This window comes from Aeromonas sp. 82P (assembly GCF_051919365.1).
GTDB lineage: Bacteria > Pseudomonadota > Gammaproteobacteria > Enterobacterales > Aeromonadaceae > Aeromonas > Aeromonas veronii.
The window spans coordinates 2,647,248-2,663,416 of the sequence record NZ_JBQBEV010000001.1 but is presented as its reverse complement, the minus strand read 5'-3'; the positions used below and the strand labels follow the sequence as shown (position 1 = coordinate 2,663,416).

General features: G+C 56.2%; 13 protein-coding genes. 11 read left to right on the top strand and 2 right to left on the bottom strand.

Annotation, left to right across the window (positions count from 1 at the left end):
• Nucleotides 1-9 precede the first annotated feature (9 nt).
• On the bottom strand, nt 10-1,434 hold the full coding sequence (ccoN, locus tag ACTG2S_RS12090; protein WP_439982565.1) for a cytochrome-c oxidase, cbb3-type subunit I: 1,425 nt from the start codon (nt 1,432-1,434) through the stop codon (nt 10-12).
• Between the two features lie 281 nt (nt 1,435-1,715).
• On the opposite strand from ccoN, the gene ACTG2S_RS12085 reads away from it, so the two are divergent.
• From ACTG2S_RS12085 to ACTG2S_RS12045, 9 genes are all read left to right on the top strand, one after another.
• Complete coding sequence (locus ACTG2S_RS12085) at nt 1,716-2,177, top strand: hypothetical protein (protein WP_103252245.1); 462 nt, start codon at nt 1,716-1,718, stop codon at nt 2,175-2,177.
• Between the two features lie 93 nt (nt 2,178-2,270).
• Nucleotides 2,271-2,729: a GAF domain-containing protein gene (locus ACTG2S_RS12080; RefSeq protein ID WP_258720515.1), complete on the top strand. Its 459-nt coding sequence runs from the start codon at nt 2,271-2,273 to the stop codon at nt 2,727-2,729.
• Nucleotides 2,730-2,831: 102 nt separating this feature from the next.
• Entirely contained in the window at nt 2,832-3,470 is a 639-nt protein-coding gene (gene proQ / locus ACTG2S_RS12075) for an RNA chaperone ProQ (RefSeq protein ID WP_005351923.1), read from the top strand.
• Between the two features lie 8 nt (nt 3,471-3,478).
• On the top strand, nt 3,479-5,494 hold the full coding sequence (gene prc, locus ACTG2S_RS12070; protein WP_005351922.1) for a carboxy terminal-processing peptidase: 2,016 nt from the start codon (nt 3,479-3,481) through the stop codon (nt 5,492-5,494).
• Nucleotides 5,495-5,638: 144 nt separating this feature from the next.
• Entirely contained in the window at nt 5,639-8,263 is a 2,625-nt protein-coding gene (gene pepN, locus ACTG2S_RS12065) for an aminopeptidase N (protein ID WP_439982564.1), read from the top strand.
• Between the two features lie 67 nt (nt 8,264-8,330).
• Nucleotides 8,331-8,552, top strand: a complete 222-nt coding sequence (locus ACTG2S_RS12060) for a DUF2835 family protein (protein WP_005351919.1) — start codon at nt 8,331-8,333, stop codon at nt 8,550-8,552.
• A gap of 278 nt (nt 8,553-8,830) precedes the next feature.
• Complete coding sequence (locus ACTG2S_RS12055) at nt 8,831-13,669, top strand: NAD-glutamate dehydrogenase (RefSeq protein WP_274161717.1); 4,839 nt, start codon at nt 8,831-8,833, stop codon at nt 13,667-13,669.
• Between the two features lie 77 nt (nt 13,670-13,746).
• Nucleotides 13,747-14,757, top strand: a complete 1,011-nt coding sequence (pyrD, locus tag ACTG2S_RS12050) for a quinone-dependent dihydroorotate dehydrogenase (protein ID WP_005336601.1) — start codon at nt 13,747-13,749, stop codon at nt 14,755-14,757.
• A gap of 90 nt (nt 14,758-14,847) precedes the next feature.
• Nucleotides 14,848-15,384 carry a cell division protein ZapC gene (locus tag ACTG2S_RS12045; protein ID WP_274161718.1) on the top strand — a complete coding sequence of 179 codons (537 nt, stop codon included), beginning with the start codon at nt 14,848-14,850 and terminating at the stop codon, nt 15,382-15,384.
• Here ACTG2S_RS12045 and ACTG2S_RS12040 read toward each other — a convergent pair.
• A complete protein-coding gene (locus ACTG2S_RS12040; protein ID WP_274161719.1) occupies nt 15,372-15,608 on the bottom strand; it encodes a hypothetical protein in 237 nt (78 codons plus the stop codon). The genes ACTG2S_RS12045 and ACTG2S_RS12040 overlap by 13 nt on opposite strands.
• A gap of 156 nt (nt 15,609-15,764) precedes the next feature.
• Here ACTG2S_RS12040 and ACTG2S_RS12035 point away from each other — a divergent pair, with 156 nt between their 5' ends.
• Nucleotides 15,765-16,028, top strand: a complete 264-nt coding sequence (locus ACTG2S_RS12035) for a type B 50S ribosomal protein L31 (RefSeq protein ID WP_005336598.1) — start codon at nt 15,765-15,767, stop codon at nt 16,026-16,028.
• On the top strand, nt 16,029-16,154 hold the full coding sequence (gene ykgO, locus ACTG2S_RS12030; protein WP_005336596.1) for a type B 50S ribosomal protein L36: 126 nt from the start codon (nt 16,029-16,031) through the stop codon (nt 16,152-16,154).
• The last annotated feature ends 15 nt before the right edge of the window (nt 16,155-16,169 follow it).

The window sequence follows — 16,169 nt, the reverse complement described above, 5'->3', positions numbered from 1 at the left end:
CCTCTTCAATCATGCTGGCTGGGCGACAGGTTCCAGAGAACCTTTGGGCGCAGTGATGGTGCGATAGGCGTTGTAAGCCATCAGCAACATGCCGGTGACGAAGAAGCAGCCACCCAGGAAGCGCACGAAATAGAAGGGATAGGATGCCTGCAACGCTTCAACGAAGCTGTAGGTCAGGGTGCCGTCTTCGTTGACTGCACGCCACATCAGGCCCTGCATCACGCCGGAAATCCACATGGCAACGATGTAGAGCACGGTGCCCACGGTAGCCAGCCAGAAGTGAACGTTGATCAGCTTGACGCTGTACATCCGGCCCTGGCCGAACAAGTTCGGGATCAGGTGATAGACAGCACCGATGGAGACCATGGCAACCCAGCCCAGCGCACCGGAGTGCACGTGACCGACGGTCCAGTCGGTGTAGTGGGAGAGGGCGTTGACGGTTTTGATCGCCATCATCGGGCCTTCGAAGGTCGACATGCCGTAGAAAGAGAGGGAGACGATCAGGAAGCGCAGGATGGGGTCATAACGCAGTTTGTGCCAGGCACCGGAGAGGGTCATGATGCCGTTGATCATACCGCCCCATGAGGGGACGAACAGGATCAGGGACATCACCATGCCCAGTGACTGAGCCCAGTCAGGCAGTGCGGTGTAGTGCAGGTGGTGCGGACCGGCCCAGATATAGAGGGAGATCAGCGCCCAGAAGTGGACGATGGAGAGGCGATAGGAGTAAACCGGGCGACCGGCCTGCTTGGGCACGAAGTAGTACATCATCCCCAGGAAGCCAGCGGTCAGCAGGAAGCCTACCGCGTTGTGGCCATACCACCACTGCACCATGGCGTCCATGGCGCCGGAGTACATGGAGTAGGACTTCATGCCGGAGAGCGGCACTTCCATGTTGTTGACGATGTGCAGCACCGCAACGGTGATGATGAAGGCGCCGAAGAACCAGTTCGCCACATAGATGTGGGAGGTGGTGCGCTTCACCAAGGTGCCGAAGAAGACGATGGCATAGGCGACCCATACCACAGTGATGGCGATATCAATCGGCCACTCCAGCTCGGCATACTCTTTGGCAGAGGTGTAACCCAGCGGCAGAGAGATGGCGGCAGAGAGAATGATTGCTTGCCAGCCCCAGAAGACGAAGGTTGCCAGCGGGCCACCAAACAGTCTGGTTTGACAGGTGCGCTGCACCACGTAAAACGAGGTGGCCATCAGTGCACTGACGCCGAAGGCGAAGATCACTGCGTTGGTATGGAGGGGCCGCAGACGACTGTAAGTCAGCCACGGGGTCTCGAAGTTGAGGGCAGGCCAGATCAACTGGGCTGCGATCAGTACGCCAACCGACATGCCGACAATTCCCCAGACAATCGTCATGACGGTAAACTGGCGAACAACGGTGTAGTTGTACTCAGGATGGTTAGTTGTATGGCTCATCGTTATATTCCGCTTCCGATGCTGCTGTTGTTTGGTTTTGTATCCGGAGAACCGGACTGGCTTCATCAGCCACCGCCGACCAGTTGTTAACATCTGTTAACGAAAGGAAAAGCAAAAGATGGCTAAATGAAAACTGCATGGGAATGATACTGAACTGACAGGTAAAATAACAGTATAAACAGTGATATATTTGGCTCCGTCCGGTCTCGTTATGGCAGTTTTTTACCTTGTTCGAGATCACAAAAAACTATTTTAATTGCATCTTAATCGGGCTGTTTTTGATGAAAGAGAGACTTACCGCACGTAAAGTTTTGCACCTCGTACTGGTATTGGCGCTGTTATTGGCGCTGATGGCCTATCGCACCTGGTTTTCGGCCGATAACAGCGTCTCTGCTGACCAGAAAAAAGATCAGATTTGTGATCTTTCCCACACCCCTTGCAGCGCGCTGATTGGTGACAAGCCGCTGACGGTCGCCATCAAGGAATTACCGCTGCGCGCTGAACATGACTTCGCCATCGCTATTAGCGGCGGCGATCCGGCCATCAAACCGGTGAAAGCGACACTCGAAGGCAAAGATATGTTTATGGGCACCATTCCGGTGAGCTTTGAACAAATAGATGGACAGTGGCAGGGGGTAACCCAGGTGGGGAGCTGTACGTCACCCGTCATGATCTGGTTGTTAAATATTGAGTGGAGTAATGGTCAACGCCAGCAATTGGCGCTTTCCGTTGCCCGGGAATAACGGCGCAAGAGGTGGGGAGTGGAAAAAATATTTGAAATTTCCCGGCCAGGCGTTACCTTCCCCAAACCATCAGGGAGTGAAGTTCATTTAATCATGATTGAAAAACAACCGTTTTATCGCACCCTCAACCAGCAGACCAAGGCGCTGCTGGAGGGGGAAACCGATCTGATTGCCAATCTGGCCAACCTCTCCGCGCTGCTGAATCAGGAGCTGGAGGAGATCAACTGGGTCGGTTTTTATCTCTTGCAGGGCGAGACCCTGGTATTGGGGCCATTTCAGGGCAAACCGGCCTGCGTGCGGATCCCGGTCGGCCGCGGGGTGTGTGGTACGGCAGTGGCAGAGGGGAGAACCCAGCTCATTGACGATGTCCACCAGTTCGACGGTCACATCGCTTGCGATGGTGCGAGCAACTCGGAAATCGTGATCCCGGTGCGCCGTGGTGGCGAGATCATCGGGGTACTCGATATCGACAGTCCGATTTTTAACCGTTTCGACCAGCAAGACCGGATTGGCCTCGAAGAAACGGTGCAAATTTTGGAAAGCATGCTCTAAGTCATTGCTAGATGGTTCGCAAAAGGCCCCAAGCTCTCTATAATGGGGCCTTTGTTGTGCTCGGGACGTGCCCGTGCGTTTATATGAAAGCCAAGGTTATACATGGAAAACACTGAGAAGCTGAAGAACAGTAAAGAGATCGTTGCCTACCTGGTCGAGAAATTCCCGGCCTGCTTCGTTGCTGAAGGAGAGGCCAAGCCGCTCAAGATTGGCATCTTCCAGGATTTGGCCGAGCGTCTTGCTGACGATGCCAGAGTCTCCAAGACCATGCTGCGTTCCGCACTGCGTCAATACACCTCCAGCTGGCGCTACCTGCACGGTCTTAAAGCTGGCCAGGCTCGCGTTGATCTGGATGGCAACCCGGGCGAACTGCTGACCGAAGAGCACATCGAGCACGCCAAGCAAGCTCTGAAAGAGAGCAAAGAGCGCGTATTCGCCAGCCGTCGTACCAATACCAAAGAGAAGGATGAGAAGGCCAAGAAGCCCCGTCGTCCTGCTGTGCGCAAAACCGAGAAAGCTGATGTAGCTGCCAAGCCGAAAGCTGCCGCCAAGGCACCGGTCGCTGACGCTCCGCTGGTTAAAGTGGATGCCGCTACGCTGAAAGTGGGCCAGGATGTGCGCGTCGTTATGGGTAAATTCCCGGTTCCGGCAACCATCAAGGAAGTAACCAAGGACGATGTACAGGTCCAACTGCAGACCGGCATGATGGTGCGGGTCAAATCAGAGCACTTGGTTCTCTAAGGAGACAAATGTTGAAGCATGGCGTAATTCGTTTTTCCCTCGTTGCCTGTAGCCTGGCGCTTGCCGGGCTTGCACAGGCCATCGAGCCGGTGCTCAAGGAGAGTGATTTGCCTGTGTTGGCTCAAGAGAGCCAACATGCTACGGCCAGCAAGCGAATTACCAATCTGTTTACCCGCTCGCACTACAAACAGTTCAAGCTGGACGATGCCTTTTCCTCCGTGATTTTCGATAAATATCTGGAGAATCTGGACTACAGCCGCAACCTGTTTTTGGCCTCTGATATCAGCCGTTTTGAAAAGTACCGTAACGGTTTTGACACCGACCTCGAAAGAGGCCGTCTGGCTCCCGCCTACGAGATGTTCAACCTGAGTCAGCAGCGGCGTTATGAGCGGTTCGAATACGCCCTCAAACTGCTTGATACTCCTTTCGATTTTACCCAGACCGACAACTATGTGTTTGATCGGGAAGGGGCGGCTTGGCCCAAAGATGAAGCAGAGCTCAACGAGCTGTGGCGTCAGCGGGTCAAGTTCGATGCTCTGAGCCTCAAGCTCAGCGGCAAGGAGTGGCCCGAGATCAAGGAGCTGCTTGGCAAGCGTTACAACAACGCCATCAAGCGGATGTCCCAGACCGAGAGCGAAGATGTCTTCCAGCTCTTCATGAACTCCTTCGCTCGCGCCATCGAACCGCACACCAGTTACCTCTCACCGCGCAGTGCCGATCGTTTCAACACCGAGATGAACCTCTCGCTGGAGGGGATTGGTGCCGTGTTGCAGGCGGAAGATGACTTTACCGTCATCCGTTCTCTGGTGCCCGGTGGCCCTGCTGCCAAATCCAACCACCTCAAACCCGATGACAAGATCACCGGGGTGGGGCAGGAAGATGGCAAGATTGTCGATGTAATCGGCTGGCGTCTTGATGACGTGGTCGAGCTCATCAAGGGGCCCAAAGGGAGCAAGGTCAAGCTGGAGATCCAGCGCGGCAAGGGCGCAACCGCCAAGACCGAGCAGATCGAGCTGACCCGCGACAAGGTGCGCCTTGAAGACCGGGCTGCCAAGTCCAAGGTGATTAACGCCGAAGGCAAGAAGATTGGGGTCATCGAGATCCCGAGTTTCTACGTCAATCTGCACGATGACGTGATCAAGGAGCTCTCCAGCCTGAACAAGAAGAAGATCGATGGTCTGATCATCGATCTGCGCGGTAACGGCGGTGGCGCCCTGACCGAAGCTTCCGCCCTGAGCGGTCTCTTCTTTGCCAGCGGTCCCGTGGTGCAAATTCGTGATCACATGGGCCGTATCACGGTCAATGGCGATGACGATGGCAACGTCTACTACGGCGGCCCCATGTCGGTGATGATCGACCGCTACAGTGCCTCGGCCTCCGAGATCTTCGCTGCGGCCATGCAGGATTATGGCCGTGCGTTGATTCTGGGTGAAAACTCGTTTGGCAAGGGGACGGTGCAGCAGCATCGCAGCCTGGCCAAGGTCTATGACTTCTACGAGCAGCCGCTCGGTCACGTGCAGTACACCATCGCCAAGTTCTACCGGATCGACGGTGGCAGCACCCAGAACAAGGGCGTTGCGCCGGATATCAGCTTCCCGACACCGGTTGCACCGGAAGAGACGGGCGAAAGCCGTGAGTTCAATGCGTTGCCGTGGGACAAGATTGCCTCCGCCAACTACGAGAAACTCGGCAACTTCGCCAGCGTGCTGCCCAAGTTGCAGGCTGCGCACGATGCCCGGATCGCCAAGGATCCCGAGTTTGCCTATGTGATGCAGGACATCGCCGACTACAAGGAGGAGAAAGACAAGAAGTCGGTCTCCCTCAACGAGGCGGAGCGTGTTGCAGAGCAGGCGAAACAGGATGAGAAAGCGCTCAAACGTACCAACGAGCGTCTGGCACGTCTTGGCAAGCCGGCGGTGAAGAGTCTGGATGAACTGCCCGCTGATTTTGAAGCGCCCGATGAGTATCTCATCGAAGCGGCCAATATCACGGCGGATCTGGCCAAGGTCAGCAAACGCAGCTGACAAAGCGACCTCCAATGCACAAGGGCGACTTCGGTCGCCCTTTCTTTTTGTCTGGCATATCTGACGTAATGCAAATTGTTTGACCCCGCCAGTTGGTTGTGACAGCCTCTTTCTCGCCTTTAACAAGCGTGGAAGCAGACAATAATGACCGATCACTCCCAGGCCATGACGGCCAAATATCGCCAGGATTATCAGGCGCCGCTCTACTGGATCGACACCATCGACCTCGATTTCCAACTGCAGGAGCCGCTGACCCAGGTCACCGCCATCACCCGCATTCGTCGCAACGGCGAGCACAATGCGCCGCTCGTCCTCGATGGTGAGCAGCTGACCCTCAAGAGCGTTGCCATTGATGGCATTCCCTGTGACCACTACGAGCAAGGCGAGAGCAGTCTGACCCTGTTCAACCTGCCGGCCGAATGTGTGCTGACCATTGTCACCCTGCTGGATCCGGCCGCCAACACCGCGCTGGAAGGGCTTTACAAGTCTGGCGATGCCTACTGCACCCAGTGTGAGGCGGAGGGTTTTCGCCGCATTACCTATTATCTGGACCGCCCCGACATTCTGGCGCGTTACAGCACCCGCATTACTGCCGACAAAGCCCAGTTCCCCTTCCTGCTCTCCAATGGCAACAAGGTCGATAGCGGTGATCTCGATGGCGGCCGTCACTTCGTGCAGTGGCAGGATCCTTTCCCCAAACCGAGCTACCTGTTTGCGCTGGTGGCCGGTGATTTCGATGTGGAGCGCAGCCACTACACCACCAAGAGCGGCCGCAAAGTGGCCCTCGAGATCTTCGTCGACAAGGGTAACCTCGATCGCGCCGGTTTTGCCATGGAGAGCCTCATCAACTCCATGCGCTGGGACGAGCAGCGTTTCGGCCTTGAGTATGATCTCGACATTTACATGATCGTCGCGGTGGACTTCTTCAACATGGGCGCCATGGAGAACAAGGGGCTCAATATCTTCAACTCCAAATTCGTGCTGGCCAATCCGGCCACCGCTACCGACAGCGACTACCACGGTATCGAACGGGTGATCGGTCACGAATATTTCCACAACTGGACCGGCAACCGTGTCACCTGTCGTGACTGGTTCCAGCTCAGCCTGAAAGAGGGGCTGACAGTGTTCCGGGATCAGGAGTTCTCCTCTGATCTGGGCTCCCGTGGTGTCAATCGCATTAACAACGTGCGTACCGTCCGCGGCCCGCAGTTTGCGGAAGATGCCGGCCCCATGGCGCACCCGATCCGCCCGGATGTGGTGATCGAGATGAACAACTTCTACACCCTGACCGTCTACGAGAAGGGGTCGGAAGTGATCCGCATGATGCACACCCTGCTGGGTGAAGATGCTTTCCAGGCTGGTATGCGTCTCTACTTCGAGCGTCACGACGGCTCGGCCGCTACTTGTGATGATTTCGTGCAGGCGATGGAGGATGCTTCCGGTGTCGATCTTGGCCGTTTCCGCCGCTGGTATAGCCAGTCCGGCACCCCCGAGCTGACCGTTACCGACGAGTACGATGCCGCCAGCGGTGTTTACCGTCTACATGTGAGCCAGCACACCCCGCCGACTCAGGATCAGCCGCAAAAGCTGCCGCTGCATATCCCTCTCGATATCGAGCTATATGACGAGCAGGGTGCCGTCATTGCGCTGCAGTATCAGGGCAAGGCCATCGGCAACGTGCTCGATGTGCTGGAAGCGGAGCAGACCTTCGAATTCGATCAAGTGCCGGTCAAACCGGTTCCTTCTCTGCTGCGGGACTTCTCCGCGCCGGTCAAGCTGCACTATGACTACAGCGACGAAGCGCTCGCCTTCCTGATGCGCTTTGCCCGCAACGAGTTTGCCCGCTGGGATGCGGCCCAGATGCTGATCAACAAAGCGGTCATCGACGGGGTGGCGCGGGTCCAGCATGGGCAGGGGGTTGAGCTCTCCCAAACCCTGCTGGCCGCCTTCGTCGCCATTCTGGACGACAGCGATCTCGATTTGGCCCTCAAGGCGGAGCTCCTGGCGCTGCCCGGTGAAGCGACCCTGGCCGAGCTGTTCGAGGTGGCCGATATTGATGCCATCCATCAGGTGCGCGACGCGATCCACACCCGTCTTGCCGAGGCCTTTGGCGCGCGTTTGGCGGCAACCTATCAGAGTCTGCGTCTGAATGGTTATCAGGTGGTGCATGCCGACATGGCCAAACGGGCCCTCAAAGGGGTGGTGCTCGGCTATCTGGCTGCGCTGGATGCGGAGCATGCTGATGCGCTGGTGCGCGAGCAGTATGCAACTGCCGACAACATGACCGACACCCTGGCGGCGCTGCAGGTGGCCAACGGCTATCTGTTGCCATGCCGCGCTGCGCTGCTGGCCGATTTTGAAGGCAAGTGGGCCAAGGATGGACTGGTGCTGGACAACTGGCTGCGGCTGATTGGCAGCAAACCGGCTGCCGATGTGCTTAGCGAAGTGAAACAGGCGATGAATCACCCCACTTTCAGCATTCGCAATCCGAACCGGCTGCGGGCGCTGATCGGCAGCTTCGCCATGAGCAATCAGGTGCAGTTCCATGCGGTGGATGGCAGCGGTTACCGCTTCCTGACCGATCTGCTGATCGAGCTCAACGAGGTCAATCCGCAGGTGGCCTCTCGCCTCATCACTCCGCTTATCCAGTTCAAGCGACTGGATGAAACACGCAAGGCCCTGATCCGCGCCGAGCTGACCCGTCTTGCCAACCTTGAGGGGCTGGCACGGGATCTGTTCGAGAAGGTAAGCAAGGCGCTGCAGCAGTAAGTGCCGACGGGGCAGGGGCGTTAACGCTCCTGCCCCACATTGATGTGCCGTGTGATCAGGAGCAAGCGTGAAGCAATTTACTTTTCGGCTCTCATTGAATAGCGATGAGGTGATGCTGATGTATCAGGGCCATGCCAGACGGCTGGTGGTGCGCAGCGAACAGGGATTAACCCTGGAACTTGGCATAGAAAAAATACGCCCCTTTGTCGCCATCAATGGTGTGCATGGCTATTTTCGGCTCAAAACCCAGGACGATTACCGCTTTATCAGCCTCGAACGCATAAATTAACAAAAATCGAACAGATTACCGACTGTTTATCTGCTTTGTGTCACTATCTATCCGGTAAACTGGCACAAAGGTAGTGGGAATTTCTGTATTTTTGGTTATTTGCAAAATTTCTCACAGTTTAAGCCGTGATCTGCACCTTGTTTTTAACATCTCATTAGCACCTTTCCTCGCCTTCCCTTAGCCAAGCCATTACACTTCGCAACAACTCTGCACCAGCGGGTAACCAGGGTGGTTGCCTCTGCGTCGGTGGTTAATGTCGTCCGATAAGGAATATAAAAATGGCATTGAAAGACGCCCCTACCTCAGTTCTGCTTGAAAACGTTCTCAGCCTGATCCATCAGAAGTTACCCACAAACAGCGCCTCTCTGGTCGAGCGCTTCGTTGCCAAGTTTTACGGCAACATGGCGAGCTCCGATCTGCACGATCGCAATGACAGCGATCTCTATGGCGCGGCCCTGAGCCTGTGGAATGCTCTCAATCAGCGCACCGGCACCGACCCCTACATCCGGGTCTATAATCCCGAGCTGACCCGTCACGGCTGGCAATCGCCCCACACCATCGTCGAGGTGATCCTGCAGGACTCGCCCTTCCTGGTGGACTCCATCCGGATGGCGCTCAAGCGACTCAATATCACTGCCCACATGATGCTGCACCAACCGCTGCACCTCATTCGCGGTGCGGATGGCAAGATTGACGCCATTCTGGAGCTCGACAACACCGACGGACAGACCTCGGTTGAAACCGCCTTCCTTATCGAGATCGATCACCTCACCAGCGAGGAGCAGATGGTCGCGCTGGCTGCCGAGCTCAACTCGGTGGCCGGTGAAGTGGCGCTGGCAGTCGGTGATTGGCAGCCGATGCTGGCCAGGCTCAATGAGATCATCGACGAGCTGCCCAAGCGCAAGCAGCCCGTGAGTAACGAGGAGGTGGCCTCCTGCGTCGCCTTCCTCAAATGGGTGGCTACCCACAACTTCACCCTGATGGGCTATCGCCGTTACGATGTCAAGGCGGTGGAGGGTGATCACGAGATCCTGCCACAGCCCGAGTCCAGCCTGGGATTGATGAAGAACTCCATCAAGGACCAAGGTCAGCGCCTTGGCAACATGCCGGCCAGCGCTCGTCATGCCGCTCTGAGTTCTGACCTGCTGATCCTCACCAAATCCAACAGCAAGTCCCGGGTGCACCGTCCGGCTTATGTGGATTACATCGGCATCAAGCGCTTTGACGAGCATGGCAAGGTGATCGGGGAAGATCGCTTCATCGGCCTCTACGCCTCTTCCATCTACAACACCAGCGCGACCCAGATCCCGCTCATCAGCCATCGTCTCGAGCGCATCATGGCCGCCTCCGGTCACGAGAAGGGCTCCCACGCCTACAAGGCGCTGCTCAACGTGTTGGAAACCTATCCCCGTGACGAACTGATCCAGGCCCGTGAAGAGGAGCTGCTGGCCACCGGTCTTGGGGTGCTGGAGATGCAGGAGCGGGACATGCTGCGGCTGTTCGTGCGCCGGGATGTCTATGGTCGTTTCTTCTCCTGCATGGTCTATGTCACCAAGGAGCGCTACAACACGGCGCTGCGGATCAAAACCCAGCAAATTTTGCAGAAGTATTTCGGCAGCAACGAAGAGGTGGAATTCAACGTCTACTTCACCGAAGGCGTGCTGGCGCGGACCCACTACATAGTGCGGGTCAACAACAACAACGTGGATGTGGATGTGAACGAAGTACAGAACAACCTGATTGAAGCGGCTCGCAGCTGGGACGACAGACTCGACTCCGTGCTGCTCTCCCATTATGGCGAGGCCCGTGGCAACGAGCTGCGCCGCCGTTTCAGTACCGCCTTCCCCCGTGCTTACAAGGAAGATGTGCTGCCTGGCTCTGCCGTGGCCGACATCATGGCGCTCGATAACCTGAGCGAAGCCGAGCCGCTGGGTATGCTGTTCTACCGCGCGCAGGAGGAGGAGAACGATCGTCGGGTACGGCTCAAGCTGTTCCATCGCACCGAACCCATTCACCTCTCCGATGTGTTGCCGATGCTGGAGAACATGGGACTGCGGGTGATCGGCGAGACCCCGTATCAGGTTCGCACTCCGGGGGGCGATCTGTTCTGGATCCTCGACTTCTCCATGTTGCTGCATGGCGAGCAGCCCTTTGATCTGGCCCAGAGCCAGCAGCGCTTCCAGCAGGCGTTTGCCGCTATCTGGAACAAGCAGCTGGAAGATGACGGCTTCAACCGGCTGGTATTGGGGGCGGGTCTCACTGGCCGTCAGGTCTCTGTGCTGCGCGCTTACGCCAAATACATGCGCCAGACTGGCGTCTCCTTCAGCCAGTCCTATATCGAAGAGACTCTGACCCGTTATCCCGATATCGCCCAACTGCTGTTTACCCTGTTTGAGCAGCGCCTCGACCCGGCTGGCAAGCAGCATGCCAAGGCAGAAGCCAAGTTGCATGAGGAGCTTGCCACCAAGCTGGATCAGGTAGCCAACCTGGACGACGATCGCATCATTCGCCGCTATGTGGAGATGATCGACGCTACCTTGCGCACCAACTACTACCAGCTGGACAAGGCGGGCAACATCAAGCCCTACATCTCCTTCAAACTGGCCCCCTCCAGTATCACCGACATGCCGCTGCCGCTGCCGAAATTCGAGATCTTCGTCTACTCGCCGCGAGTGGAAGGGGTACATCTGCGCTGGGGCAAAGTAGCTCGTGGCGGTCTGCGCTGGTCCGATCGCAAAGAGGACTTCCGCACCGAAGTGCTGGGTCTGGTGAAAGCCCAGCAGGTGAAGAACACCGTCATTGTGCCGGTGGGGGCCAAGGGCGGTTTCTACTGCAAACAGATGCCGGTGGGGGCGCCCCGTGCCGTCATCCAGGAGGAGGGTAAGGCCTGTTATCGCCTGTTTATTCGTGGCCTGCTCGATGTGACCGACAACATCATCGGCGGCGAGGTGATCCCGCCCAAATCCGTGGTACGCCACGATGAGGATGACTACTACCTGGTGGTTGCTGCCGACAAGGGGACTGCCACCTTCTCAGATATTGCCAACGAGATCAGCCTCGAATACGGCCACTGGCTCGGCGATGCATTCGCTTCCGGCGGCTCGGTCGGTTACGACCACAAGAAGATGGGCATCACCGCCCGCGGTGCCTGGGAGTCGGTCAAGCGCCACTTCCGTGAAATTGGCGTCAACTGCCAGACCACCGACTTCACTTGCGTGGGGATTGGGGACATGGCCGGCGACGTGTTCGGCAACGGCATGCTGCTCTCCGAGCACACCCGGCTGGTGGGCGCGTTCAACCACATGCACATCTTCGTTGACCCCACTCCGGATGCGGCCAAGAGTTTTGTCGAGCGCCAGCGCCTGTTCGATCTGCCGGGCTCCAGCTGGGATGACTACAACCGCGAGCTGATATCACAAGGGGGCGGCATCTTCCTGCGCTCGGCCAAGTCCATCAAGCTGAGCCCCGAGATGCAGACCCTGCTCGGCACCGACAAGGCCAGCATGGCGCCGAACGAGCTGATCAAGGCACTGCTTTGCCTCAATGTCGACCTGCTGTGGAACGGCGGCATCGGCACCTATGTGAAGAGCGCTCGCGAGAGCGATGGGGAAGTGGGCGATCGCAGCAATGACGCATTGCGGGTCAATGGTCGCGATTTGCGGGCACGTATCGTGGGTGAAGGGGGCAACCTGGGCTTTACCCAGCTTGGTCGGGTGGAGTACGCCAGTCAGGGCGGTCGCATCAATACCGATTTTACCGACAACGTGGGGGGGGTGGATTGCTCCGACAATGAGGTGAACATCAAGATCCTGCTGAACCAATTGGTGGCGGCAGGTGATCTGACCCTCAAGCAACGTAACCAGATGCTCTACGAGATGACCGACGATGTAGCGCAGATCGTGATCACCAACGCCTATCGCCAGTCTCAGTCCATCTCGGTCACCAGCTTCCGCGGCTCTGAACAACTCAAAGAGCAGCAGCGCTTTATTCAGGGACTGGAGCGGGAAGGCAAGCTCGATCGTGCGCTGGAGTTCCTCCCCTCTGACGAGGAGCTCTCCGAACGGATGGCGGCAGGGCAGGGACTGACCCGCCCCGAACTGGCGGTGCTGGTGGCTTACGGCAAGATGGTGCTGAAAGAGCAGCTCAACTGCCCGGAAGTGACCGACGAGCCCTTCCTCGCCAACATGCTGGTCACCAGCTTCCCAGCCAAGGTGCAGCAGCAGTTTGGTACCCAGCTGGCCGATCACCCGCTACGCGGCGAGATCATCGCTACCCGGGTGGCCAACATGCTGGTTAACGACATGGGGCTCAACTTCGCCAGCCGGATGAAGGACGAAACCGGTGCCTCGGTCGCCGAAGTGGCCTGCTGCTTTGCCATGGCCCGCGAAGTGTTTGGCATGAACCAGCTGTGGCGCGATATCGAAGGGTGCGACAACCTGGTGGATGCCCAGACTCAGCTCGAGCTGATGTTCTACAGCCGCCGCATTGTACGCCGTGCCACCCGCTGGTTCCTGCGCGCCCGCAATCGCAGCTGGAGCATCAGCGAGAACATCGCCTTCTTCCGTCCAGCGTTCGAGACCTTAGGGAAGCACCTTTACGAGGTGATGGATGAGAGCGAAGTGGCCGAGCATCGTCAGGCTGTTGCCAAGTGGATGGAGAAACAGGTGCCTGAAGCCATTGCCCGTCAGGTCGCCCATATGAGCAGCCTCTTCTCCAGCCTGGATCTGGCGCAGATTGCCGCGGAGCACAAGACCGATATCCTGCGCGCCGCCAATGTCTACTATCGCCTCGGAGCCAAACTGGATCTGCACTGGTTCCTCGACCAGATCAACCATCAGCCGGTCGGCAACCACTGGCAGGCGATGGCGCGAGCCTCCTTCCGCGAAGATCTTGACTGGCAGCAACGCAGTCTCACTTCTGTGGTGTTGGAAGGGTGCAAAGATCAGGGAGAATGCGCTACCATACTGGCCGACTGGATTTCGGAGCATGAGCAACTCTTGTCCCGTTGGACCCATATGTTGGCCGACTTCAAGACCACCAGCACTCACGAGTTCGCCAAGTTCTCGGTGGCCTTGCGAGAGTTGAACCTGCTCCAGTTGAATTGTCGGGCACTTTAATTGCCAGATTAAGGCATGACACCGACATTACACCCAAAGCCCCGGCCAGTTGCCGGGGCTTTCTTTAAGGAGCAAAGATGTTGTACCCCATCGCCAGGCATTTCCTGTTCAAACTCAATCCGGAACAGGCTCACGATCTCTCCATGAAATATTTGCCCCGCCTTCTCGGTACGCCACTCGATTGTTTCTTCCGCCAGAATTTGCCGAAACGCCCCGTCACTGTCATGGGGCTTTCTTTTGCCAATCCGGTGGGATTGGCGGCAGGTCTGGATAAAGATGGTGAGTGCATTGATGCGCTGGGCGCCATGGGATTTGGCTTTATCGAGGTCGGTACCGTCACCCCCAGACCCCAGAGCGGCAATGACAAGCCGCGCCTGTTCCGGGTTATTCCGGCAGAGGGGATCATCAACCGGATGGGATTCAACAACAAGGGGGTGGATCATCTGGTGGCCAAGGTAAAAGAGGCCAAATATCAGGGGGTCATCGGCATCAATATCGGCAAGAACAAAGATACTCCCATCGAACAGGGCAAGGATGATTACCTGATCTGCATGGACAAGGTTTATGATCATGCCGGTTATATTGCCGTCAATATCTCTTCCCCCAACACCCCGGGTTTGCGTTCACTGCAATATGGCGAGGCGCTGGATGAATTGCTGGCCGCTCTCAAGGTGCGTCAGCAAGAGCTGGCCGCCCAATATAAAAAGTATGTGCCGCTGGCGGTTAAAATTGCCCCGGATTTAAGCCTTGAAGAAATAGATCAGGTGGCCGCGTCGCTTGTGCGTAATGGTATTGATGGGGTTATCGCCACCAATACCACCCTCGAGCGCGAGATGATTTATGACATGCCCCACGCCGGTGAAGCGGGTGGCCTGAGTGGTCGTCCGCTGCAGCACAAGAGTACAGAGGTGATCCGTCATCTGGCCAAGGCGCTCAATGGTGCTCTGCCAATTATCGGTGTGGGTGGTATTGATAGTGCCATGGCCGCCCGTGAAAAATTGGCTGCCGGTGCCAGTCTGGTACAAATTTATAGTGGCTTTATTTATAAAGGGCCGGGGTTGGTCAAAGAGATTGTGACCAATATTTAAGAAATAGATGGCGGAGCCCTTTATTTGACGTTGCTGATTTCCTGCATATGGAATAAAGTCAACTGGTAATTATCAAGTAAGGGCTCCAACATGTTTATCCAACCGACCGATAGCTGGCAATGGCACTATGATGCCCAGAGTGACCGTCTGATGTTGGACCTGTCTGATAACATGTTATTTGCGACCGAGTATAAAGGGCGACAATTGGTGCCTAGCTCGTTTGCGACTCAACCTTTTTGTGTCGATGATGCCGCCCTCTATTATCAGTTGATGGATAAAGCAGCCGAACTTGAGTGGAGTATTCCCCATCAGGTTCAGTTGGTGCTTAATGCCATCGCGGTCAGTCGCTTTTATAAACCTCTGATGCCGCAAAGCTGGTTTTTTAGTGAACAGCATCCGCAAGTGATCCCGCAAAACGGTGATCTGGTCCTGATGAATACACCTCATGGCAACGGCGAATTTATGGTCATTGAGGCAGGGGATCAGGCTAGCGTCTGTTTGAACCTCACTGCCGATCTGGTATTGACCACCAATAAAACCTTGCCGCGTTTCGGGGTGATCAAGGTGATGAATAACCGGATGAAGCCGCGTATTACCGTGACCGAGCAATATCGTCAGGTCAGTTGATATATTTTCATCAATCTTTTTATCTCTGTGATTACACCGCTGCCTGTTTTTACTGTTGTCACCTCCATAGTGCCTCGTTTCTGATACTTCATTGATCCGCGAACATCTTGCCCATTCTCATTGATCTTCATGGTTGTGATCCAGCCTCTCTTGAGGCTTGTTACAGTCACTTGCACCTTGTGTTCTAACCCACGCAGTATCTTGGTCTTCCGTTCTGCAAGCATGGTGTCTCATTCTTGTTTCGTTCTGCTTGTGTAGTGCCTTCACCTCAGCATCAACACATCACTCACTGAAGCGATTTTCTTCATACGACATTTTATGCTTGAAACGAGAGCTATTCTCACTTACATTTTGTTATAACATAACAAAATGGAGTTGCCATGAAGCCTCATATTCACCCGGATTATCGTTTGGTGCTGTTCCATGACACGGCAGCAGATGCCTTTTTCCTGGTCGGTTCAACCATCAAGAGCGATCGCCGCTATACGTGGCAAGACGGGAAGGAGTATCCCTATGTGTCGCTCGATGTTTCCAGCCAGTCGCACTCGTTCTATACCGGCAAGCAGAAGCAGGTATCGAGTGAGGGGAGTGTGGCCCGTTTCAACAAGCGCTTTGGCGCATTTTCAAGCAAGAAGGAGTCCTGAATGCAGGTCGTCTGTTCACTCAAATCCGCACGGGCGCGCCATCCCGATTGTCAGTTGGTGCGTCGTCGGGGAAAATTGTTCGTGATTTGCAAAAGCAATCCCCGTTTCAAGGCTCGTATGAAGTGATCCGCTAAATGATGT

Coding starts and splice junctions, on each gene's coding strand:
- ccoN (WP_439982565.1), bottom strand. CDS start 1,434: ATGAGCCATACAACTAACCATCCTGAGTACAACTACACCGTTGTTCGC.
- ACTG2S_RS12085 (WP_103252245.1), top strand. CDS start 1,716: ATGAAAGAGAGACTTACCGCACGTAAAGTTTTGCACCTCGTACTGGTA.
- ACTG2S_RS12080 (WP_258720515.1), top strand. CDS start 2,271: ATGATTGAAAAACAACCGTTTTATCGCACCCTCAACCAGCAGACCAAG.
- proQ (WP_005351923.1), top strand. CDS start 2,832: ATGGAAAACACTGAGAAGCTGAAGAACAGTAAAGAGATCGTTGCCTAC.
- prc (WP_005351922.1), top strand. CDS start 3,479: ATGTTGAAGCATGGCGTAATTCGTTTTTCCCTCGTTGCCTGTAGCCTG.
- pepN (WP_439982564.1), top strand. CDS start 5,639: ATGACCGATCACTCCCAGGCCATGACGGCCAAATATCGCCAGGATTAT.
- ACTG2S_RS12055 (WP_274161717.1), top strand. CDS start 8,831: ATGGCATTGAAAGACGCCCCTACCTCAGTTCTGCTTGAAAACGTTCTC.
- pyrD (WP_005336601.1), top strand. CDS start 13,747: ATGTTGTACCCCATCGCCAGGCATTTCCTGTTCAAACTCAATCCGGAA.
- ACTG2S_RS12045 (WP_274161718.1), top strand. CDS start 14,848: ATGTTTATCCAACCGACCGATAGCTGGCAATGGCACTATGATGCCCAG.
- ACTG2S_RS12040 (WP_274161719.1), bottom strand. CDS start 15,608: ATGCTTGCAGAACGGAAGACCAAGATACTGCGTGGGTTAGAACACAAG.
- ACTG2S_RS12035 (WP_005336598.1), top strand. CDS start 15,765: ATGAAGCCTCATATTCACCCGGATTATCGTTTGGTGCTGTTCCATGAC.
- ykgO (WP_005336596.1), top strand. CDS start 16,029: ATGCAGGTCGTCTGTTCACTCAAATCCGCACGGGCGCGCCATCCCGAT.